Origin of the sequence: Paenibacillus polysaccharolyticus (assembly GCF_900102085.1) — a bacterium.
In the GTDB taxonomy this organism is placed as follows: Bacteria; Bacillota; Bacilli; order Paenibacillales; family Paenibacillaceae; genus Paenibacillus; species Paenibacillus polysaccharolyticus.
Genome location: NZ_FMVM01000003.1, coordinates 159,204 through 182,468, shown reverse-complemented (window position 1 = coordinate 182,468; position 23,265 = coordinate 159,204). Strand labels below are relative to the sequence as shown.

Genomic DNA, 23,265 nt, shown 5'->3' with positions numbered 1-23,265 from the left:
AAATCATCGCTTGTTTTCCTGCAATCGTTTAGTCTCGGCACCGTGATTAAAAATACGACGATATTGTTTGGGCGTAAGACCAATCAGTTTTTTGAAGAAATTGGTGAAATGGCTTTGATCACTAAAGCCCGTCTGAGCAGCAACATCTATAGGCAATAGTCCCTGTTCCAAAAGGCGTTTGGCTTGATTGATCCGTATCGTTTCAAGATAGCGGTAGGGAGATATGCCTTTTTGACGAGTAAACTGTCGAAGTAGATGGTATTTGCTTATCCCCGATATCTCGGATAATTCATTCAAGCTGATGTTTTCCGAATAATGGACTTCCATATAATCACACAGTTGCCGAATCTCCAACGTTATATTCTGTTCAGTTTCAGCCATCTCTGCACCAGCGTAGTCTTTCAGCAGTTGATCTAGTAGCAAGAAAAGCATTTCTTCTTTGCAAAAGTCAGGTTGTTCCTCAATGATGAACTGATGTAGCTCATGGAGCGAGGAGACCAGCTCACTATGGTATAGAACATGGGTGGAGAACCTTGGCAAATAGGTTTGTCCAGTAATTTCACGCACGTACTCCAGCATCACTTCTGGCTGAATATTGATGCAACGGTAATCCAATTTTCTTCCATCTACCTGCTCACAGGCATGAGGATCTTGGGGGTTGAAAACAATGATGTCACCGCTGTTTAACAGGTATTCCTCGTTATTACAGACGAGATGCCGTTTCCCTTCTTCAATAAAACCAATCACATAATAGTCATGAAAATGATTGGGAAATTTCTGCATGATGCCTTCAAATTGATAAGCTTCCAGTTGCAAATCTGAATCATACACGACGGTTCGCACTTCGCGACTCATGATGCACCTTCTTTCTGGTATGTTTAGGTGATTATAACGTGCATCTGAGGCTGAATTCTTGAACAATATTGCTTATTATACCGAAGCGGTGAATCGAGAACATCTATTTGAGTTCAGTTTAGGTTTAATTTAAAATAAGAATGGTAGAGATGAAAAATTTTCCGTCAATGAAATAAATGATTTTCCTTCAAAGGATAAGGAGATGGGATAATATGTTTGAACACTTGGTTATTTTTAAATTTAACGATAAAATCACACCTGCGAAGCAACAGGAGTTTGTAGCTCAGTTGCTTGCGTTACAGGATCAGATTCCTGGAATTGTTGATCTGACGGCTGGCGTGAATGTAACGGAGGAAACCGATCGCATTCAAGGATTCACCCTGGGTTTAAGAGTGACATTTGAAGATCAGGAAGCCTTGCGAGCATACGGTCCGCACCCTGCACATCAGGCATTCGTAGCCTCTCTGGATGGCTGGATTGAGAACGTGATTGTAACAGATTATCCGATCCCTGCGAAGTAAAATACCAATAAACACTTGGTTTTATGCCGGATGATCACGTCAGATAAGAACTGTTTTTACTTTGGAATTTCCATGCGACGACATAAATGAGTATGGGTTCACAAATGCTACATGAAGATAAACAAAGGAATCTCTTTGTTAGGAGAAGGAGTGTGACCCATGGAAAAAAACGATTTAAACGCAGGCTGGAATCTGGAACACAGTTATGCAGAACTGCCTGAAACGTTTTATACAAGACAACAAGCTGTGGCTGTCCAGTCTCCAGACTGGATCATTTTTAATCAAACACTGGCGGTCAGCCTGGGGTTGAATGCAGATGTACTGCAATGCCCCGAAGGCACAGCTATTTTCGCGGGTAATAATATACCAGACGGAGCCGAGCCCCTTGCACAAGCGTATGCAGGTCATCAATTTGGTAACTTTAATATGCTTGGGGATGGACGTGCTTTGCTCCTGGGTGAACAGATTACTCCGCAAGGGGACCGAGTGGATATTCAGTTAAAAGGTTCAGGACGGACGCCGTATTCCCGCGGAGGGGATGGACGTGCTGCCGTTGGCCCGATGCTTCGGGAGTACATTATCAGTGAAGCAATGGCTGGCCTGGGAATTCCTACGACACGAAGCTTGGCTGTTGTCTCCACAGGAGAGAGCATTTATCGTGAAACAGAGCGCCCAGGGGCTATTCTCACTCGAGTCGCGGCCAGTCACATTCGAGTCGCAACTTTTCAGTATGCAGCCCAATTTGGTTCGGTAGAGGATTTACGTGCGCTCGCAGACTACACGATACATCGTCATTTCTCGCAAGTAGAAGGTAACGAACAGCGTTATCTAAGCTTCCTACAGGAAGTGATCAAACTTCAGGCGCACCTTGTTGCAAAGTGGCAAAACGTAGGCTTTATTCACGGGGTCATGAATACGGACAATATGGCAATTAGCGGGGAAACGATTGATTATGGTCCCTGTGCCTTTATGGATACGTATAACCCAGCGACGGTGTTCAGCTCAATTGACAGACAAGGCCGATATGCTTATGGCAATCAACCATACATTGCGGGCTGGAATTTGGCTCGTTTTGCTGAGACATTACTGCCGTTACTACATGAAGATGAAGAGCAGGCTGTTCAAATCGCTCAGGATGCCATTGCACAATTTTCGGAGCACTATCATCATCACTGGTTAACGGGTATGCGAGCCAAACTCGGTTTGTTTACGGAAGAAGCGGAAGATGAGACCTTGATTAAGGACCTGCTCGATCTGATGGAAAAGCATGCTGCAGACTTCACGAATACGTTTGTGACATTGACTCTGAATAAACTGGAAACCTCCACACTTAGTGACGAGTCCGACTTCAAGGAGTGGCATACACGCTGGCAAGACAGATTAGTTAGACAGCCGGAATCCAGCGATGAAGTGATGGAACAGATGAAACGAAACAATCCCGTAGTGATTCCGCGGAACGAGAAGGTAGAAGAAGTACTGGAGCGAGCAGAGCAGGACGGAGACTACAGTTTGATCCAGCCTTTGCTGGATATTCTCCAGCGTCCTTATGCGTATACTCCTGAACAGGAAGCATTTGGTGCGATGCCAGTGTCCTGTGACCCTTCGTATAAGACATTTTGCGGGACTTAACCTCTCTGTGAACCTGAGAGGAAAAGGTGTGGGCTGCCGAGAGGCAGCTTTTTCATTGTTAGCCGTTATAATCGATTATATGAGGTTGATCTCACACTCTAGATGTTAGAGAGAAGGAAGGTGAATCTTGTGTCAAATCTGTTAAGCATGGAGGAGCTAGCCCAGCAACTCCTTGAATTGTTATCACGCACTTCTTACCCGATGGAACAGATGGAAAGTTATGTGAACCGATTGGGCGAGTCGTTCAAATGGGAAGGTGCACCCTATGTCGAAATAGGCGATGGACATTATATTGTTACAATCTATGAACGCGGTGTACCATCCCTGATTAAAAAGCTGAAGCACGTGGAGGAGGTCCTCTACTGGTTGCTGGAAGATATGATTTTTACAGCCGCCCATGTAAGCCTGCTTAAGAAGTATGGTGTCGATAACGTTAACACCCATCTCGATTATACAAGTGAAGTGTGGCAAGAGATCGAAGACAACGTACGGGCAGCTTTTCGAAGGATCGGTGAACCATATTTAACTTGGCATCAAGAGGGTAAACGCCGGGAACTGGAAACGGTTCAACCCAGGAAGGGGAAATCTTCGATATGAGCGAACGGGACATTCAGGATGTGTGGTATGATTACGCACTGACTTTTGTGGAGAAAAAGAACCGGTCTGCGCAAGGATGGACTGCGCTTTCCCAGACGGAACAAGAGATTGCAGCGTTGTGGCTGTTTGAGGCAGATGTCTATAATGGTGGTTTTATACAATTCTTCTGCAACTGGGGAGAAGAGGCTTATAAGTTCGCATGCAAGGCACTTGAAACGATCGGGGCAAACCAGGTTCTGAGTAATGTGAAGCAGCAATATGCTTGTTTTGAGCATTTGGAAAACGATTCTAGACTAACGTGGTTGTGGGACATCCCAAAATATCTGGAGACGGAGCAAGAAGAACGTTTGGATGAGCTGGACCAGCAACTCTGGAATAACGAAGATCAGGTTGCGGAGAAGGCTTACGCTCATTACCATGACGAGCTACGGATCAGGTTATAGTTTTGTTGATGATTTGAATACTTGCGCTTGCAATGTGCAGAACGTTTCGCTATACTGGCTATAATTAAATACATGAATTACGTTGATAGAGCGCAGTAGCGGCTTTGTCCCTGTTACAGAAAGTCAGGGGGTGATGGAACCTGATACATACAAGGGCTGCGAATTACACTCTGGAGTACTTGGGTAATGCCAAGCGGATGGGCAAACGATAACTTGCTGAAAGTGGTATGGATCGCTATTTCTTGAACATATGAATGTTCGGAGAGGTTGTCCATGCAATTTGGGTGGTACCACGGTTATTCTAATCGTCCCTGTGTCTGTGAAGACAAGGCGGCGATTTTTTTGTGTCCAAAATACCACTTGCAATGTTAGTTCCAGATAAGTTGAACTAATTTTACACTTTAACGGAGAGGACAGAAAAAACCTGAAAAAGCGAAGCGTTCGCCTAAAAGCTTTCTGAAAGAAAGCTACATCGGAAGCATACGCTTATCACCGGATTTTCCCCTTTGGGAAAGGGAACCAAAAAAATCTGGGGATAACAGCGATTGGAGGGTTATTCTGTCATCGAAGTGGACGGTGTAAATTCCTTGGTTCAACTTATATAGAACGTAAGTCATGACTGAATTTTGATGATGAAAAGGGGTTATTACAATGAACATTATTGACGAACTACAGTGGCGCGACGCCATTAATCAACAAACGGATGCGGAAGGGCTACGTGAACTGACGGAGACCAAAGCGATCTCCCTGTACTGTGGTGTAGATCCGACAGGTGACAGTATGCATATCGGACACTTGATTCCGTTTATGATGCTGAAACGTTTCCAATTGGCAGGGCACCGTCCGGTAATTCTTATAGGCGGCGCAACGGGTACGATTGGTGACCCGAGTGGTCGTCAGTCCGAACGTTCTTTGCAGACGTTGGAGCAAGTGCAAGAGAATGTAGACGCGTTAACGGCACAGATGAAAAAGTTGTTTGTTACCGAAGGTGACAATCAGGTTCGCATGGTTAACAACTATGACTGGACACATAAGATTAACGTTATCGAGTTCCTGCGTGACTACGGGAAAAACTTTAACCTGAACACCATGCTGGCAAAAGATGTCGTAGCAAGCCGTCTTGAAGGCGGAATTTCATTCACGGAATTCTCTTACCAGATTCTGCAATCACTAGATTACCTTCACCTGTTCCAAACGGAGGATGTACAACTACAGATTGGTGGATCTGACCAATGGGGTAATATTACGAGCGGTCTGGATCTGATTCGTAAAAAAGAAGGCTCAGAATCGAAAGCTTATGGCTTGACCATCCCACTGATGCTGAAGTCGGACGGTACAAAGTTTGGTAAAACAGCTGGTGGTGCGATCTGGCTTGATCCGAATAAAACGACACCGTTTGAATTCTACCAATTCTGGGCGAATACAGATGACCGGGATGTGATTAAATACTTGAAATACTTCACATTCCTGAGCAAAGAAGAAATCGAAGCCTTGGCTGAGAAAGTTGAAACAGAGCCGCATAAACGTGAAGCACAGAAAGCCTTGGCAGAGGAAATGACCAAGTTCGTTCACGGCGAAGAGATGCTGGAGCAGGCAAAACGTATCACAGCAGCTTTGTTCAGCGGAGATATTCGTTCCCTGACAGCAGATGAGATCGAGCAGGGTTTCAAGGAAATGCCAACATACGAAACAGACGGTGAAGCTAAAAATATTGTAGACTGGCTTGTTGATCTTGGTTTGGAGCCTTCCAAACGCCAAGCTCGTGAGGATGTGACCAAGGGAGCCATCTCTATAAACGGCGAAAAAATAACCGAGCTTGAATTTACGGTATCTGCAGAGCACGCGATTGGCGGTAAATTTATCATCATCCGTAAAGGTAAAAAGAACTACAGCCTGGTTAAGCTTCAAGCATAGTTATTTGCAAATCAAGCAACCAAAAAGACCGTCTCCCATGCTGTCAGATGACAGAGGGTAGACGGTCTTTTGTATAACAAGCTAGAAGCTAGCCATATTTTAATGTTGATTGACAATCGCAGTGATCTCTTCATCCAGATCCAAGGTAACATCTTCACGATACGCACGAATGTTGTACTCGCTGTGCAAGTAGCGAAGAATTGCTTCGATCATGTTGGATTCTACCAGGAACTGACTGCGGCCTTGAATCCAGACTTCTGCGGAATAACCTGTATCTTCTTCCCAGCTTAACTCCACATTTACGTCCGTAGGACGCACACCTTTACGCTCTGCCATGTGAATGCAAATTGCATTCACAATCTCATCCATACTTAGAACCATAGAGCTTAGTACCGTCCGTTTCTGTTACGATCATCATCACGATCGTCACGGCGGTCATAACGACCATCCGCAGCAGGCTTACGGCGATTTGTAATGGCTCTGAACAATGCCATAGCCAGCATAACAATCAACATAATTGCTGCTACGTTCACGAGCAATCCAAGAATGTTACCCAGTGCTCCCATACCGCCAAACAGTCCGCCGAACAACATACCGGCCAAACCACCCAGCATCATACCTTTCATGAAGCCGCCGCCACCGCCAAAGAATCCACCACGGTTATTTGCCGCTGCGCCAGTATTGGAATTGTTACGGGAATTGGACTGACTTACGTTATTGTCTGATTTCTTAGGGGTATTCGTGTAACTCTTCGTACCGGATTTGAATCCACCGCCGCCTCGTCTTGCATCAGCACTGTCCGGATTCGTAACACCAACCGTTGCGAACAGTAGTGTGAATGCCATGAAAACCATCATTAGATGTTTAATTCCGAATTTTTTCTTCATTGTATAGATCGTAACCCCCTGAATAAATTTGTTTAACTCCCCAAAATGGGCCTTACTCTAGTAATACGGGTCAACCTGCTGGAACGTTTCAAAATTAATTTAAATTTCTGAAATACTTGGACTCGGGTCTTGAATAGCCGCTTGACCATCGAGAAGCTGGGTGACCCAATGACACCATTCCAACCCCGTCTGGGCATGCATTAACCCTTTTTGCACCAAAATGTAACTTCCAAAATCCCGGTTGCCTACCCGAAGATTATCCTGCGGTATCCGTGATTTCAATTCTTCGAAATACCGTATACGTTCCATGAACCAGCTTTTCCGCTCATTCAGGATACGTCTCATGCTTCCATCTTCGGCAATACCTACACAAAGAATGCGAAGATTAAATTCATCGCGCGTAACGGGCGCCGTAACCGGAGTAATCATCCACTCCAGTAACTTCTGAATGCCTTTTTCCGTAACTGCATACATTTTTTTGTCCGGTTTGTCAGACTGTTGTACCCAGCGGGAGGCGAGTAACTCTTCGTTTTCCATTTTGGACAGGAGCGGGTAGATCTGGCTGTGTTTGGCCTGCCAATGCGGCTGAATCTTCAGCATTAGATCATAACCGGAAGACTCCTCGCGGGTAAGCAGCCCGAGTAATCCGTAGGAAAGTATGTTCATGCACATGTCTCCTTAATATTAGGGCTGGGCCAACGAAACAACCCTTGTTTTGTTTCGTTGACCGCTTTCATAAAAGTGTACACTGAAACTGTATGGTTTGACAACCTGACAGGATAACTGCCTTAATTTAGACAAAAAAAAGTACGAACCAAGAAGGTCCGCACTCCAAACCATTTAGAGAGATGCCTGTTGTCCATACCCGTCAGCGACAAGATCAAGCTCGCCTGTGGCAGAGTCAATCACCATACCGTGAACAGGTACATTGGGAGGAAGTAATGGATGCTTTTTAATCACGTCCACAGTTCCTTTTACCCCTTCTTCAACACTATCAAACCCGCGTAGCCACTTTTGCAGACGAATGCCGGAATTTTCAAGCGTAGACATGACCTCTTCGGAAATTCCACGTTCTGTCATGTGACCAATCATTGTTTCAGCATGCAGGGAAGCCATACCACATTCTGTATGACCTACCACGAGCACCTCATCGGCGCCCAATTCATAGATAGCAACCAATACAGAACGCATAACACTACCAAAAGGTTGGGAGATAATTGCACCTGCATTTTTGATGATTTTTACATCGCCATTTTTCAGGTTCATCGCTTTCGGCAACATCTCTACAAGACGGGTATCCATACAAGTGATGATGACCATCTTTTTGGTTGGAAACTTGCTAGCCGTATACTTCTCGTATTCTTTAGTCTCGACAAATGATTTGTTGTAAGCCAAAATCTCTTGAATGTTGTTCATGTCCATTGCCTCCTGTTATCCAATACGACGAGCACGGCCATTTGCATGAGATGCAGCTTGTCCTACACGCCTTTGATTAATTAGAGCACCGCAGTCAGTAGACCGCGCTATCCCTATTTTAGAAGCATAATGCATTATACTTCTGTCAAAAGTTGATTATACGCAATGCAAAAAGTATCATCAATAGGGTGTACAAATTTTTTTTGAAGAGGTGAACGGTAACCATGGACAAACAAACACAGCAACATTTGCAATCTTTCCTTATTCTGGCCCGTAAAATAAAAAGTTATCACGAAGCCATTGGTTTGCTTCACTGGGATTTACGCACAGGAGCACCGAAAAAAGGCGTTCCAACTCGCTCGGAGACGTTGGGCTTGCTCTCTACAGAGGCATTCAAACTGCAAACCTCCGCTGAGATGAAAGCTTATCTAGATACGTTGACTGAGCCGGAGGTGCTGGAGCAACTCGAAGACACCGACCGCCGCCAAGTGGAGGAGTGCAAGAAGGAGTATGATCGCAGTCAGTCGGTTCCACCTGAGAAAGTTCAAGCCTACACCGTACTTACTGCCAAATCGGAGACGGCTTGGGAAGATGCCAAACATAACAGTGACTATGCCGGATTCTCACCATATCTCACCGACATCGTGAAACTTAAACAGGAGTTTATTGACTATTGGGGTGTCAAGGATACAAGGTATGATACACTGCTGGACATGTACGAACCCGGATTGACTGTGGAAAAGGTAGATGCTGTATTCGCCCGCCTCAAAGCGCGTCTCGTTCCACTACAAGAGAAAATCAATGCGGCTGAGAATAAGCCTAATACTGATTTTCTGAATCAAATTTTTGACACCAAACAGCAGGAGAAGTTCAGTCTGTTTATTCTGGAACAGATGGGATATGACTTTGAAGCAGGCCGTCTTGACGAAAGTGTGCATCCATTTGCTACAGGTTTGAATCCCGGTGACGTTCGAATAACGACTAACTATTTACAGGATGATGTAACCAGTGCGATCTTTAGTTCTCTGCACGAAGGCGGGCACGCACTATATGAGCAAAATATTGATGAGAGTCTCGCCGGTACGCTTCTTGCCGAAGGCACATCGATGGGTATCCACGAATCTCAATCCCGTCTTTGGGAAAATATGATCGGACGCAGTCTGCCTTTCTGGACACGTTATTATAAAGATCTACAGCAACATTTCCCGCAACTGAGCGAAGTGAAGCTGGAAGATTTCTACCGTGCAATAAACCGGGTGGAGAGTTCTCTAATCCGGATTGAAGCAGACGAGCTGACTTACAATCTGCATATCATTATTCGATATGAGATTGAGAAAATGCTTTATAATGAAGGGTTGGAAGTGAAGGATCTGCCAGAAACATGGAATAAAAAATACAAGGAATACCTCGGAATTCTGCCAACGAACGATGGTGAGGGTGTGCTTCAGGATGTACACTGGTCCGGTGGAGATTTCGGTTATTTTGCTTCTTATTCTTTAGGCAATATGTATGCTGCACAGATTATGCATACGTTACGTCGGGAGATGCCGGAGCTGGATCGTCTGATTGAAGAAGGGAATCTGATTCCAATCAAAGAGTGGCTTACAGACAAGATTTATCGCTACGGTAAGAGCCGCACCCCTTCCGAACTCATAGTTGCAGTGACAGGTGAAGAACTGAATCCGGATTATTTGGCAGACTATTTGGAAGCCAAGTATGCTGAGATTTATAAATTATAAAGCGTCTGAATGAAGGTCAGCCAGAAAATTCTGGTTGACCTTTTTTTGTGTGCAAGTTCTTAACCTTTTACTGGGCCTCGGCATATTCATAGTAAAGAGAAACTGCTGAACTCAGAAAAGGAGGGAAATCGAATGAAATATACGCCATGGTTTGTCCGGGGGATTGTAATTTTGTTGATTCTCATTGTAGCGCTGACGAGCTGCAATAAGGAAGAGAATGAAGCCAAGATTACGATTGGTGAAGTGACTCGTTCTGTATTTTATGCACCGGAATATGTAGCCGCGGCTCAAGGTTTTTTTGCAGAAGAAGGGCTTGAAGTGGATATCCAAACAACGGCTGGTGGAGATAAAACGATGGCGGCATTGCTCGCAGGTTCGGTAGATATTGCACTGGTTGGTGCAGAAACATCCATCTATGTCTATCAACAAGGGGCAGAAGACCCGGTCATTAACTTTGCTCAGCTCACGCAGACCGACGGAACGTTTTTATTCGCACGAAATGCCCAGAACAGCTTTGATTGGGAACAATTGAGGCAAAGTGTATTTCTCGGACAGCGCAAGGGTGGCATGCCGCAAATGGCCGGGGAGTTTGTTTTAAACAAACATGGCATTAACCCGTCAAGTGATCTGGAATTGATTCAGAATGTGGATTTCGCGAATATTGCTTCTGCCTTTGCTTCAGGCACAGGGGATTATGTACAGCTATTTGAACCGCAGGCATCGATCTTTGAACAGGAGGGCCGAGGTAAAGTGGTGGCATCGTTCGGAACGGAAAGCGGGCATCTGCCTTATACGGTTTTTATGACCAAACAAAGTTATTTGAACGAAAACAAAGAACTTGTACAAAAATTCACGAATGCATTGCACAAGGCTCAACTTTGGGTAGATTCTCATACAGCGGAGGAGATTGCACAAGTGATCACCCCGTTTTTCAAAGACATTGATCCAGCGATTCTGACCAGCAGCGTAAGCCGGTATAAGGAACAAGGCACGTATGCCATAGATCCGATCATTGATGGCGATGAGTGGAACAATCTGCTGAATGTCATGAGCGCTGCCGGAGAATTAAAAGAGCGGGTTGAATTGAACACCATTGTTGATCCGTCTTTTGCAGAACAGGCGCTCCAGGGAAGGAAGTGAGGAGCAATGCCTGATTCCGGGAACGTAATTCGACTGGACAATATTTCTCAAGTGTATGTCAGTGAACGCGAAGCATCACTCGTCATCGAGGATTTGAATCTGGAGATCAAACAAGGAGAGTTCGTCAGTCTGGTGGGACCGAGTGGTTGCGGAAAAACAACGTTATTGTCGATCATCGCCGGACTGCTAAAACCGACTCGGGGAAAGGTTGAAGTCGAAGGCAAGCATGTTCAAGGTCCCTCTGCCAATATGGGTTATATGTTGCAACAGGACTATCTGTTCCCCTGGCGGACGATTCTGGATAATGCACTGATCGGGCTTGAGTTGACAGGAAATCTGGACGCACAGAGCAGAGAGCGTACCCGTGAACTTCTCGTTAGTATGGGACTTGGCGGGACAGAAGAGCAGTACCCCTCTGAATTGTCGGGTGGCATGAGGCAACGGGTAGCCCTCGTTCGAACATTGGCCACAGACCCTGCGATACTCTTGCTTGATGAGCCGTTCTCGGCCTTGGATTATCAAACCAAACTACAACTGGAAGATCTTGTATCGGATACGTTAAAACAGTATGGCAAAACTTCCGTGCTGGTCACACACGATTTGTCTGAAGCTATTGCAGTCAGCGACCGGGTCATCGTACTTGACCGCAACCCCGGACGCATTCGGCGTGAATTCGATATTCCTGAACAGATTCGGCTGGCACAGCCTTTCCATGCAAGGGAGCAGGCAGGCTTTAATGAGTTGTTCCAGTCACTCTGGGATGAACTTGTTCAGTCTGGAGGAGGTGAGAAAGATACGTGAGTCAGAAAATTCCAGATCAAGGAAAGCAGGAAGTACGTGAAATTTGGCTGGAAGAACTCCATCGTGACCATCATCGTAAGATGGTTAGATGGCGGCAACATATTTTTGCGGTTCAGCTGTCCATGTTAGTCGCTATGTTTTTACTCTGGGAGCTGGCGGGCAGATTACGGTGGATTGATGTATTGCTCTTCAGTTATCCGAGTAAAATCTTTGCTCAGATTGGCAAGGATGTCGTCAGCGGCGAAATATGGGCACATGTCGGGGTAACCGTAGGTGAAACGGTCGTTGGATTTTTACTGGGGACACTTGTCGGAACGTTGCTTGCTGTTCTGATCTGGTGGTCTCCTTTTTTGTCCAAAGTGCTCGATCCTTATATGGTTGTGTTCAACAGCATGCCTAAGGTCGCGCTCGGTCCGATTTTTATCGTTATGTTCGGGGCAGGATTTACAGCCATTGTGATGACAACCCTCTCTATTACGGTCATCATTACAACGCTCGTTGTGTACAACAGCTTTAATGAAGTAGATCCCAATTATGTGAAGGTTATTCGCACGTTTGGCGGTGAACGATCTGAAATTTTTGCCAAAGTTGTGTTTCCTGCTTCATTCCCCACAATTGTATCTACGTTAAAAGTCAATGTGGGTATGGCCTGGGTTGGGGTCATCGTCGGTGAGTTTCTGGTCGCCAAACAGGGTCTGGGATATTTAATCATCTACGGATTCCAGGTGTTCAACTTCACACTTGTGTTATCAAGCCTGCTCATTATTGCAGTCGTAGCTACCGCTATGTATCAACTGGTTGTATATGCAGAACGCAAGTTACTATCGTCTGGTCGTAGATCATAGCTCGAAAATGAAAAGTGACTGACAGAGCCATTTTACAAGTATTCATCATATGTATACAATTTCACAAGAGGTGTCACGTTGCCCCCAATTGTAAAATCAAGTAGGATATTTGATGGAAGGAAAACCTTCATGCCGGGCAGAAACACATGGGATGAGTATAGGTCGGTTACAGGTTTCGACTCTTTCGGTTATCGCAATTGAAAGGGCAGTGTTTCTTCTTCGTGGCATGTTTCTGTGACCGGCATGTGTTGTGCATGCCGGTTGATGTCGTCTAGTTTGTAACTGGTTGAGTTATACTAAATGGACGACCTATGGATCACGAACTTTTGTACAGCTTAGAGGAGATGGAATGTTAAATGGGTTTTAGAGTCATTAAAACGGCAATCGCAGCGCTGATGGCTGTACTGATAGCGGACTGGTGCCGCCTGCCAGGACCAACATCAGCAGGCTTGCTTGCGATTCTGGGTGTGGATGTTACACGAAAAAGGAGTATTCGAACGATATCGGCACGTTTTTTTGCATCCGTGGTTGGTCTTTTGTTTGCAAGTGTACTTTTTCACTTTCTGGGCTTCCATTATTGGGTGTTGGGCGTATACATACTCACGGCTTTTCCGGTGATTGTTCGGGTGGGCTTTAAGGAAGGTATTGTGACAGGTTCAGTCGTGGTGTTTCGGGTATTTAGCGGTGGAGAGATGGATGTGCATGTCATTCTTGTACAGATTGCGCTGCTCTTGATTGGCCTTGGTTCAGCGATGGTTGTGAATCTGGCGTATATGCCTGCGGCTGATCCACAGATGTTCCGTATACGTAAACGTATCGATGAATTGTTCTCGAAAATTTTCCGGGAGTTCGCCACAACGTTGCGTAACCCCAATGAAGTATGGGCAGGCAAAGAATTAATTGAAGCGGATAAAGCCGTACTCGGCGGAATTGAAGCGGCCAAACGTTCACTGGAGAATCAGGTCATTCATCCCAATGAAGGCTGGAGCGTATACTTTTATATGCGTAAAACCCAGCTGGATTCCATACAGCACATGATGCATCTTGTATCCCAGGTCTATCAGAAAATGCCTCATGCCGAGATGGTAGCGGAGCTGTTCGATCAGCTCAGTCAGGACGTGTTGACCGAATCGTACACGGGACGAACGGAAAAGTTGCTTGCTGATGTGCAGGAAGAATTCAGACAAATGGAGTTGCCGGATACAAGGGAAGAATTCGAGATGCGTTCCGCTATTCTCCAGCTGTGCCGGGAGCTCTCCATGTATCTGAAAATCGCCAAGAAGGACAAAGCGCCTTCTCCAATCTCAGACCGCTCGCAATCTGTAAACGAATCATAGAAAATAGTTGTCACCCTAGACGGATGTCCTGCATACACTTGTAGTGAATGATTGTATGGAGGAGGTTTAAAGATGTCATTGAGTCATAAACATCAATGTAGAGAGATTATCACGAAGGCGATCTGCGGCAAAGGTCGTAAGTTCTCTACCGTAACACATACCGTGACTCCGCCCAATGGTCCGACCAGCATTTTGGGGGCTTGGATTATCAACCACCAGTATGAAGCCGTATCAGCGGGGGACGGGATTGAAGTTATTGGTACTTACGATATCAACATTTGGTATTCCTACGACAAAAATTCACAGACAGATGTAGCTAAAGAAACGGTATCGTATGTAGAACATGTACCTTTGTCCTATCTAGACCCGAAACACCGGACTTCCACTGTAGAGGTATCTGCGGATGCAACGCAGGAGCCTAGCTGTGTGGAAGCCACAGTGTCCTCGGGGGGCGGCAGCGTAATTATCCGGGTTGAGCGGGAATTCGCTGTAGAGCTTGTGGCTGAAACGAAGGTCTGTGTCAAGGTATGCACGGATGGCTGCGGTGATTACGAAGACAAGGATTATGACTATGGCAGCGCGGATGGAGACTATGATGATCTCGATCCAGACCTGCTGGATGATGAGTTGTAAATCGCTCATTCGAAAAAGGAAAGTGAATGTTCATAACCTAAGGTATCATATGCACCATAAGGTGCGGCGAAGAGGGCGTAAGCCCTCTTTCTTTCATAAAGTACAAAAAATGGGTTGTGACGAGCCTGATTATGTGCCTGAAGAGTTTAACGGGAAGGCTCCGCAGCTGCGGGGTCTTTTTTTGATAAGCAAGAACATGGCGAAGGGAGGGACGGAATGGACTTCATGGAAGAAGCCGAAAAGGGTGTTCAAGCTTATACACGTCTGGGCGCTGGCGAACGGATAACGCGTTTAAAACAGGCAGGGATCGAAGTGCTGTCCATGAGTGAGCAACGTAAGCGGGAAGCTGGACTCCGTGTGCGGTATGATGTGCATATCAGCTGTCTTCAGGCAATTCGTATCCTACGCAGAGACACCAGCGGGATGGGAACGAGACAGGAAGACGAACTGGTTCGTGAAGCGGCATCATCTGTTTATAAACGGGTAGAGCGCCTTGCGATCAAGACGTTGTATACATTAGGTCTAGATCATGGGGCTGTCCGTTTGGAAGCTTCGGGTAATGGCGGGTGTGCAGTCATTTCGGTTAATCCCGAGCCGTGGAAAGGTGTGACAGACCTTGCTCTGCTTTATAGGGAAAGCTGGCAGCAAAATCAGACGTTATTGAACCAGGAGCGGCAGGAGAACCTGGTTCCTGTGCTCGGCATGGACCCTGAGTTTCTACTGGTGCAGATGCCTGAGTCCAAAATTGTACCTGCTTCTCGTTTTCTCGAACGCACGGGTATCGCAGGCTGTGATTCAGTAACGATTGGTGGCAGACGGGTGTACCCCGTTGCCGAGCTTCGTCCAGCTCCGAGTGCAGAACCGCGTGAGTTGTTGTCGCATTTGTTGCGAGCCTTTGCGGTTGCCTCACGCAGCATAAGTGACTCCTCTTTGATCTGGCAGGCAGGTGGAATGCCGCAACGAGGATTGCCGCTAGGTGGCCACATTCATTTTAGTCGCTTGCATCTAACGGGGGGATTACTCCGTGCTCTGGATAATTATTTGGCACTACCACTGGCAGTGTTGCAAGATCCACGCGGATCAGGAAGAAGACCAAGGTACGGAACGTTAGGTGACTTTCGTCTGAAAGCCTATGGTGGATTCGAATATCGGACACTGCCGAGTTTTCTTGTTTCGCCGGTTGTTGCTAAAGGGGTTGTTGCTCTTGCAGGTCTGATTGCATGCCACTACGATCTGTTAAAACAGCGTCCTTTAGCAGAGGAGAAGGTTCATTCTGCGTTTTACAAAGGACAGCGTGATGTCATGATGACCTGTATCCCGTCACTGATGAACGATCTGAAACAGCTACCCGGATATGCTAGGTATGAACGATATGCTGCGCCTCTCATGCGGCAATTCAAACGGGGGCATACCTGGGATGAGAGCCGGGATATTCGTAAACTTTGGAATATTCGGGCAGGCTCATGAAGAAGCGTCAATTTTTTGTTATAATGAAATATAGGACTTTTAATACGTTAAGATACGGAAGAAATGAAGCAGTAAGCCCATGAAGGAACAGGCGGATAGCCGAACATAAGGCGGAGGTGCGCGATCTTGGTGCCTGACGCCTTATTGCCTTCCAGGGAACTTTCTTCCTGACATCATAGGAACGGATGGTGGATCGATATCATGGCTCAGTACACGCCAATGATTCAACAATATTTGCAAGTCAAATCCGAAGCACAGGATGCATTTCTTTTTTTCAGATTAGGTGACTTCTACGAAATGTTCTTCGATGACGCAATCAATGCTGCAAGAGAACTGGAGATCACGTTAACAGCACGCAACGGAGGCACGGACGACAAAATTCCGATGTGTGGTGTGCCCTATCATTCGGCGGAAAATTACATACAGCGTCTGATTGAGAAAGGGTATAAAGTAGCCATCTGCGAGCAGATGGAAGATCCGACAGTAACCAAAGGCATGGTACGCCGCGAGATTGTTCGTGTAGTTACACCCGGAACGGTGATGGAAGGAAAGACGCTGGGGGACAAGTCTAACAACTACATGGTATGTCTAACCGGTAACCAAAACACGCTCGCTCTTGCTGCCTGTGACCTCTCTACAGGAGAACTGTACGTCACATCAGTTCCATACTCCAAGGAGTGGCTTAAGGACGAAATTGGCATCTATGAGCCGTCTGAACTTGTTGGAGATGAAGCCCTGCTGGAGCTCGTAGAATCCGAATCATCTCCAATCGGCCGTCCGGTAGTATATACCTCATGGACTAAAAGCAAGGAAGACCTCGTGCGTCAGCAGTTTGGCGAGTCGGTATGGGCAAGGCTGGAGCCGGAGCGTCAAGCATGTGTAGCGCGTCTTTTCTCGTATCTAAGTGAAACGCAGAAGCGCTCGCTCGGACAATTGACACAAATCTCTACGTATGAGCCGGATCATTATATGATTCTTGATCCGTTTACACGCCGTAATCTGGAGCTTGTAGAAACGGTGCGAGAACGTTCGAAGAAAGGCTCCCTGCTGTGGTTGCTGGATCGCACGGAGACGTCTATGGGCGCCCGCATGATGCGGCGCTGGGTGGATAAACCTCTTTTGCAAAAAGGAAAGATCAATGAAAGACTGGAAGCAGTAGATACCTTGTATAACCAGTTTATTCTTCGTGAGGATCTGCGAGCTGAGCTGAAAGACATCTATGACTTGGAACGTCTGGTGGGACGAATTGCTTTTGGGAATGCGAATGGTCGTGACCTGAACGCGCTCAAATCGTCACTGGACAAAATTCCGAGTCTGCGCCACCACTGCGCGGCATCTTCGTCTGTAACGCTCCAGCATATCGCTGAAATGATGGATGATTGCGCTGATTTGCGTGATGCGATTGGACAGGCTATCGTGGATGAACCGCCCGTGTCGGTTAAAGATGGGGGCTTGATCCGCGAAGGATACCACGCCCGTCTGGATGAGCTTCGGGAAGCTTCGGTGAATGGTAAACAGTGGATTGCCGAGCTGGAAGCAAGAGAACGTGAAGCAACGGGCATCCGCTCGCTGAAAATCGGGTACAACAAGGTGTTCGGTTATTATATTGAAATCACTAAATCGAATCTTGCTTCACTTCCTGAAGGACGGTATGAGCGTAAACAAACACTTGCGAACGCTGAACGATATATTACACCTGAACTGAAAGAGAAGGAGACACTCATTCTTGAAGCTCAGGACAAAATGGTCGATATCGAGTACGGTCTGTTTGCAGAGCTACGCGAACGTCTTAATCAAGAGATTGCACGTCTACAAAAGCTTGCTGAGCAAGTGGCTGAAATTGACGTATATCAATCGTTTGCAGTGATTAGTGCAGAGCGTAACTTTGTGCGTCCCGTGTTGACAGATGGATATAATCTGGTCGTCGAGCAAGGACGGCATCCGGTCGTGGAGGCCGTCATGCGTGATGGGGCGTTTATTGCAAACCATACTGCGATGACTGAGGAGGAGGCACGTATTCTGCTGATTACCGGACCGAATATGGCTGGTAAAAGTACGTACATGAGACAAGTTGCACTCATCTCGATTCTGGCGCAGATTGGTTGTTTTGTACCTGCTGGTCAAGCTGAAGTTCCGATCATGGATCGTATCTTCACACGGATCGGTGCTGCCGATGATCTGATCGGTGGTCAGAGTACGTTTATGGTGGAGATGGCCGATATTCAGGTCATGACCGAAAAAGCAACGCCGCGCAGTCTCATCATCATCGATGAGTTGGGCCGAGGGACTTCCACCAGTGAAGGCATGGCGATAGCACAATCGGTCATTGAATATGTACATGACGTGATCGGCTGTAAAGCTCTTGTATCCACCCACTTTCATGAGCTGGCTCATCTGGAGGGAAGTCTGGACAAGCTGGCAAATTATTCGATGGCGGTTCAGGAGAGCGGTGACAAAGTAAACTTCCTGCGCAAGTTGATTGCGGGTGCGGCAAGTAGCAGTTACGGCATCTATTGTGCAAGGCTTGCGGGTCTCCCTGACAGCATTATTGAGCGTGCTAATGGACTACTGCATGGTTTCGAACAAGCAGCTTCACAGGTAGCGGTTGGCAGTGAGTATGTGACTGAGAACAGAGCGTCAACCGAACAGTTGGCAAAGGTGCAAGCGGCGACTCGTTTGGAGTCATCGAACGTTGCGGAGGAGCCGTTCATTCGGGAGGAAAGCCCGAAGAGTCTATCCAAACAGGGACAGCAGGAGGTTGTACAGCTGTCGATCTTCGACGACGAGCAGTCAGCAACTGTGCAACCTACAAAAACAGTTATAGTTGAAGATAAACCTGCACGCGAACTGATCCGTCATATGAAAGAAATTGATGTGATGAACATGACGCCTTTGCAGGCGATGCAAATCTTGAATGAACTTAAATTAAAGGCACAGCAATTATCCTGATTAACCGGGAGGAGGAGAATCTGTGGCTAAAATTCATGTGCTTGATGAACATATTGCCAACCAGATTGCGGCGGGTGAGGTGGTTGAACGGCCTGCATCTGTCGTAAAGGAACTGCTGGAGAATGCAGTAGATGCAGGGGCCTCCAAGATTGAAGTGGCAGTGGAGGAAGGCGGTCTGCTTCGCATCCGGGTAAAGGATAACGGCTCAGGCATAGAGCCGGATGATCTGGAGACAGCTTTCTACCGCCATGCGACCAGTAAAATAACCCACGGACGTGACCTGTTTCAGATCACAAGTCTCGGGTTCCGCGGAGAGGCGCTGCCAAGTATTGCAGCCGTCTCCAAGGTGGAAGTGCTGACCGCTAGTGGAGACGACGGGCGGGGACGACGAATCGTGATTGAAGGCGGCAAGCTCTGCACTCACGAGGATGCTGCATCACCACAAGGAACGGAGTTTGTGGTTAAGGAGTTATTTTACAATACGCCTGCAAGACTAAAGTATATGAAAACCATTCAGACCGAGCTGGGACACATCTCGGATGTGTTATATCGGATGGCGATGTCGCATCCGTATATTTCGTTCACTCTTCGGCACAATGAGAATACGTTACTGCAAACGCTGGGTAATGGTGATCTGTTACAGGTGGTTGCGGCGATCTATGGTACGAGTGCGGCTAAAGCGATGCTTCCTATTGAGGGCGAAAATCTGGATTACAAGATCAGCGGTCTGATCAGTCTGCCGGAATGGACACGTGCGAATCGTGCGGGGATGTCAACGATTGTGAACGGACGATATATTCGCAACTATGGATTAAATCAGGCGATTCTGAAAGCCTATCACACGTTGCTCCCTATTAATCGTTTTCCGCTCGTGGTACTGCAGTTGGAAATGCACCCTTCACTCGTGGACGTGAACGTTCACCCGGCGAAGCTGGAGGTTCGTTTTAGCAAAGAGGCGGAACTATACGAGTTTGTGGAAACCACGTTGCGTGGGATTTTAAGGCAAGAGGTATTGATTCCGCAAGTAAGGAAACAGCAAATTAGACGTGGAGATGACAGTTCATTTATCCAAGAACAATTTTTGTTCCCTCGTGGACCCGTGAAAGAGCAGGAAGTAAGTGAAGGATATGGCCAACAAGGACCGCTTGGTAAACCGGTTTTAGAAGATGATCATTCTGACCTGGATGCGCCAGCGGAAATTGAAACAGGAGCAGGAATAGCTACAGTAACAGGAGTCGGCGCAGGAAATGGCCCAGAACCAGCATTACAGCAAAGTTCTTCCGATTTCTCGCAATCGGCTCCTTTGCCCGAAGCACCACCGGAATCTACTCCAGCGTACGGTTCGCTCGATCTCTTGAACGGAGCCCAGTTTGATCAAAGGAATGATTCTGAGCAGGAGAGTAAGGGTGAGGATCATCCAGGCCAACATTCTCGGAACAATGCGGGTGAAAGTGCTGGCGAAGTAGCTGCCACGAGAACAACTGGAACCCGAGCGGCTACCGAGAGTCAAACCGAAGCGTATCATACGCCATCCTACGGCGCTCCAGTAAGGGAAAGCCGTACGCCGTACACTTCGGCAGGTCAAAAAGGAGAACGCAGCTGGAAAAAAGCATCGATACCTGATCCAGCCAAACTGTCGGCTGCAATGCACGCAGATCCTTCTATGCCTGCGTTCCCTGAACTTAGTCTGATTGGTCAGCATCACGGAACGTACTTGATTGCACAAAACGATGAAGGGTTATATTTGATCGACCAGCATGCGGCGCATGAACGGGTAAATTACGAGTACTATTACGAACAGTTTGGCAATCCGGCTCAGGCCTCACAGGAGTTGCTACTGCCGATTACCCTTGAATTCACACCTTCCGAGACAGAAAAGCTAAAAGCAAGACTCGCCTGGTTTGAACAAGCGGGGGTATATTTGGAGCATTTCGGCGGCCAAACCTTCCGTGTGCGTTCTCACCCCTACTGGTTCCCTAAAGGAGATGAAAAAGACATTATTGAGGAAATGTCGGAATGGGTTCTAAGTGAGCGTAGTATTGATGTGGCTAAGATGCGTGAAGCCGCTTCGATTATGTGCTCCTGCAAAGCTTCCATCAAAGCGAATCAAAAGCTTACCGACCGGGAAGCGGAAGTGCTGATTCAGCGTCTGGGTTCATGTCGGCAGCCATACACGTGTCCGCACGGGCGGCCAATAGTAATTTCTTTTTCAACATATGATCTGGAAAAATTATTTAAACGAGTGATGTAGTTTTTAGGGGGATATTATGTATATAACGACGGGTGACAAGGAGGCGGCTTCTCTGGTAGAACGTGCGCGTGCACTGGCTGCTGCGACTGGCGGCACCTATGTAGCACGCAACAGAACATCTCTGCCCAAATTGCTTGAGCAGTATAAGGTTCAGGAGATTCTGGTGGTGCTGAAAGGGAGAGCGCGATTGTTCCGGAAAGATGCATCCGAGCTTGAATTTCACCCGAGTATGGGATTTGTACGTGCCAAACGAGTGTTGAGGGGAGAGCCTGATCCGATGCTTGAAGCAGGTGCTGTTCGCGAAGGAGATACGGTTGTGGATTGTACCGCAGGGCTTGGCTCGGATTCACTCGTTTTTGCGGTGGCGACAGGTGTTCGAGGGCATGTGATTGCCTGTGAAAGCTCCGCGCCACTCTATACACTTTTACTTGATGGCATGTCCCATTATGAGAGCAACGAACCATCCATAGACGAGGCGTTCCGGCGCATTGAACTGCGAAATCAGGATCATCTGGAACTGCTTCGTTCATTGCCTGACCATAGCTGTGATACGGTTTATTTTGATCCGATGTTTCGTGAACCGATGATGGATTCGAGTGCAATCAAGCCTTTACGGGACTATGCCAATGCCCGTGCATTAGCGGAAGAGAGTATTAAAGAGGCGAAGAGAGTCGCACGCAAGCGAGTGGTCATGAAAGAAAAACGCGGCAGCGCAGAGTTTGAAAGGCTTGGATTCCAGGTGCTGGATCGGGCGAATGCAAAAACCTTGTACGGAGTGATTAATGTTGAAACCGGAAGTTGAAAAAAAACCAAAGCTACTGGTGCTGGTTGGACCGACAGCTGTAGGCAAAACAAGATTGAGCATTGAGCTGGCACAGGCTTTTAACTGTGAAATCATATCGGGAGATTCCATGCAGGTTTATCGTGAGATGGATATCGGAACGGCGAAAATAACGACGGAAGAAATGAAGGGCATTCCCCATCATCTGATTGACATTCATGAGCCGGAATATCCGTATTCCGTAGCGGAGTTTCAGGAAAGCTGCACACGTTTGATTCCTGAAATTCATGCCCGGAGTAAACTGCCTTTTATCGTGGGTGGCACGGGATTATATGTGGAATCGGTCTGTTATGGCTTTCAATTTTCGGACAGTGGTTCAGATGAAGCTTTCAGGGAAGAGCAGTTCAGTTATGCTCTGCAGCATGGGGCACAGGCACTTCATGATCGGCTCAGGGAAGTTGATCCAGCCAGTGCGGATCGTCTCCATGCGAATGACCAACGGCGAATTGTACGTGCGCTTGAAATCTTCCATCTTACAGGAGAGAAATGGTCGGAGCAGCTGGCTGTTCAGAAAAAAGAGTCTCCATACGATCTACTCATCATCGGTTTGACGATGGATCGCCAGAAGTTATATGCACGAGTCGAAGAGCGAATCGATCTCATGATCGAGCAAGGACTGGTCGATGAGGTAAAAGCGTTGCTGGAACGCGGAGTCGCGCGAGGTCATATTTCTATGCAGGGCTTGGGATACAAGGAGATTGCTGCATATTTGCAAGGTGAAGTTAGCTGGGATGCTGCGATAGAGTGGCTTAAAAGGGATACACGCCGCTTTGCGAAACGTCAGTTGTCCTGGTTCCGTCATATGAAAGATATTCACTGGGTGGACATGACGGACACCGGGAATTTTGAAGGCCAGTTTAAGCAAATAAATGATTTGATTACACATACATGGAAATAAACTTAGTCAGACAAGACCTCTACTTTTCGATGAAAAGCTGGAGGTTTTTTTATTTTTGATTAGGTATGCTACCCATATATGAAAAAGGGTTCTATCAATATG

General features: G+C 46.9%; 21 protein-coding genes and 1 other annotated feature. Of the genes, 16 read left to right on the top strand and 5 right to left on the bottom strand.

Going from position 1 to position 23,265, the window contains the following annotated elements; all coding sequences use genetic code 11:
* Window positions 1-3 precede the first annotated feature (3 nt).
* The gene (locus BLQ13_RS05475) at window positions 4-855 is read right to left on the bottom strand and encodes an AraC family ligand binding domain-containing protein (protein ID WP_090916869.1); all 852 of its coding nucleotides are present in this window, start codon (window positions 853-855) and stop codon (window positions 4-6) included.
* Between the two features lie 212 nt (window positions 856-1,067).
* Between BLQ13_RS05475 and BLQ13_RS05470 the strand changes: the two genes are divergently transcribed.
* The 5 genes from BLQ13_RS05470 to tyrS all read left to right on the top strand — a co-directional run bounded on the left by BLQ13_RS05470 (window position 1,068) and on the right by tyrS (window position 5,959).
* Window positions 1,068-1,376, top strand: a complete 309-nt coding sequence (locus tag BLQ13_RS05470; protein ID WP_090916867.1) for a Dabb family protein — start codon at window positions 1,068-1,070, stop codon at window positions 1,374-1,376.
* A 159-nt stretch (window positions 1,377-1,535) separates the two neighbouring features.
* Entirely contained in the window at window positions 1,536-3,005 is a 1,470-nt protein-coding gene (locus BLQ13_RS05465) for a protein adenylyltransferase SelO (RefSeq protein WP_090916865.1), read from the top strand.
* 129 nt (window positions 3,006-3,134) lie between these two features.
* Window positions 3,135-3,602, top strand: coding sequence for an Imm63 family immunity protein (locus BLQ13_RS05460; RefSeq protein ID WP_167375648.1), 468 nt, complete (start codon window positions 3,135-3,137; stop codon window positions 3,600-3,602).
* Window positions 3,599-4,045 carry a DMP19 family protein gene (locus BLQ13_RS05455; RefSeq protein WP_090916861.1) on the top strand — a complete coding sequence of 149 codons (447 nt, stop codon included), beginning with the start codon at window positions 3,599-3,601 and terminating at the stop codon, window positions 4,043-4,045. Before BLQ13_RS05460 ends, BLQ13_RS05455 begins: the two co-directional genes overlap by 4 nt.
* Window positions 4,046-4,118: 73 nt before the next feature.
* Window positions 4,119-4,361, top strand: a binding site (T-box leader).
* A 335-nt stretch (window positions 4,362-4,696) separates the two neighbouring features.
* Window positions 4,697-5,959 carry a tyrosine--tRNA ligase gene (gene tyrS / locus BLQ13_RS05450; RefSeq protein WP_090916859.1) on the top strand — a complete coding sequence of 421 codons (1,263 nt, stop codon included), beginning with the start codon at window positions 4,697-4,699 and terminating at the stop codon, window positions 5,957-5,959.
* 99 nt (window positions 5,960-6,058) lie between these two features.
* Here the strand turns inward: tyrS and BLQ13_RS05445 are convergent, their stop codons facing one another.
* From BLQ13_RS05445 to BLQ13_RS05430, 4 genes are all read right to left on the bottom strand, one after another.
* Complete coding sequence (locus tag BLQ13_RS05445) at window positions 6,059-6,340, bottom strand: YxcD family protein (protein ID WP_090916857.1); 282 nt, start codon at window positions 6,338-6,340, stop codon at window positions 6,059-6,061.
* A 5-nt stretch (window positions 6,341-6,345) separates the two neighbouring features.
* Window positions 6,346-6,846, bottom strand: a complete 501-nt coding sequence (locus BLQ13_RS05440) for a hypothetical protein (RefSeq protein WP_090916855.1) — start codon at window positions 6,844-6,846, stop codon at window positions 6,346-6,348.
* A gap of 99 nt (window positions 6,847-6,945) precedes the next feature.
* Window positions 6,946-7,512, bottom strand: a complete 567-nt coding sequence (locus tag BLQ13_RS05435) for a PadR family transcriptional regulator (RefSeq protein WP_090916853.1) — start codon at window positions 7,510-7,512, stop codon at window positions 6,946-6,948.
* Between the two features lie 174 nt (window positions 7,513-7,686).
* Window positions 7,687-8,262 carry a beta-class carbonic anhydrase gene (locus BLQ13_RS05430; RefSeq protein WP_090916851.1) on the bottom strand — a complete coding sequence of 192 codons (576 nt, stop codon included), beginning with the start codon at window positions 8,260-8,262 and terminating at the stop codon, window positions 7,687-7,689.
* Window positions 8,263-8,486: 224 nt separating this feature from the next.
* Here BLQ13_RS05430 and BLQ13_RS05425 point away from each other — a divergent pair, with 224 nt between their 5' ends.
* The 11 genes from BLQ13_RS05425 (at window position 8,487) to miaA (ending at window position 23,163) form a co-directional block, all read left to right on the top strand.
* Window positions 8,487-10,001 carry a carboxypeptidase M32 gene (locus tag BLQ13_RS05425; protein WP_090916848.1) on the top strand — a complete coding sequence of 505 codons (1,515 nt, stop codon included), beginning with the start codon at window positions 8,487-8,489 and terminating at the stop codon, window positions 9,999-10,001.
* Window positions 10,002-10,133: 132 nt separating this feature from the next.
* Window positions 10,134-11,141: an ABC transporter substrate-binding protein gene (locus BLQ13_RS05420; protein ID WP_090916847.1), complete on the top strand. Its 1,008-nt coding sequence runs from the start codon at window positions 10,134-10,136 to the stop codon at window positions 11,139-11,141.
* Window positions 11,142-11,147: 6 nt separating this feature from the next.
* Window positions 11,148-11,942: an ABC transporter ATP-binding protein gene (locus BLQ13_RS05415; RefSeq protein WP_090916844.1), complete on the top strand. Its 795-nt coding sequence runs from the start codon at window positions 11,148-11,150 to the stop codon at window positions 11,940-11,942.
* A gap of 80 nt (window positions 11,943-12,022) precedes the next feature.
* Window positions 12,023-12,787, top strand: coding sequence for an ABC transporter permease (locus BLQ13_RS05410; protein ID WP_090917310.1), 765 nt, complete (start codon window positions 12,023-12,025; stop codon window positions 12,785-12,787).
* Between the two features lie 356 nt (window positions 12,788-13,143).
* Window positions 13,144-14,124 (top strand): aromatic acid exporter family protein, encoded by a 981-nt coding sequence (locus BLQ13_RS05405; protein WP_090916842.1) that lies wholly within the window; start codon window positions 13,144-13,146, stop codon window positions 14,122-14,124.
* Window positions 14,125-14,196: 72 nt separating this feature from the next.
* Window positions 14,197-14,757, top strand: a complete 561-nt coding sequence (locus BLQ13_RS05400; protein WP_090916840.1) for an outer spore coat protein CotE — start codon at window positions 14,197-14,199, stop codon at window positions 14,755-14,757.
* Between the two features lie 216 nt (window positions 14,758-14,973).
* Window positions 14,974-16,224, top strand: coding sequence for a putative amidoligase domain-containing protein (locus BLQ13_RS05395; protein ID WP_090916838.1), 1,251 nt, complete (start codon window positions 14,974-14,976; stop codon window positions 16,222-16,224).
* A 201-nt stretch (window positions 16,225-16,425) separates the two neighbouring features.
* Complete coding sequence (gene mutS / locus BLQ13_RS05390; RefSeq protein ID WP_090916835.1) at window positions 16,426-19,173, top strand: DNA mismatch repair protein MutS; 2,748 nt, start codon at window positions 16,426-16,428, stop codon at window positions 19,171-19,173.
* A 22-nt stretch (window positions 19,174-19,195) separates the two neighbouring features.
* Window positions 19,196-21,424 carry a DNA mismatch repair endonuclease MutL gene (gene mutL / locus BLQ13_RS05385; RefSeq protein WP_090916833.1) on the top strand — a complete coding sequence of 743 codons (2,229 nt, stop codon included), beginning with the start codon at window positions 19,196-19,198 and terminating at the stop codon, window positions 21,422-21,424.
* Window positions 21,425-21,440: 16 nt separating this feature from the next.
* Window positions 21,441-22,226 (top strand): class I SAM-dependent methyltransferase, encoded by a 786-nt coding sequence (locus BLQ13_RS05380; RefSeq protein WP_090916831.1) that lies wholly within the window; start codon window positions 21,441-21,443, stop codon window positions 22,224-22,226.
* Window positions 22,207-23,163, top strand: coding sequence for a tRNA (adenosine(37)-N6)-dimethylallyltransferase MiaA (gene miaA / locus BLQ13_RS05375; protein WP_090916828.1), 957 nt, complete (start codon window positions 22,207-22,209; stop codon window positions 23,161-23,163). Before BLQ13_RS05380 ends, miaA begins: the two co-directional genes overlap by 20 nt.
* Window positions 23,164-23,265 lie beyond the last annotated feature (102 nt).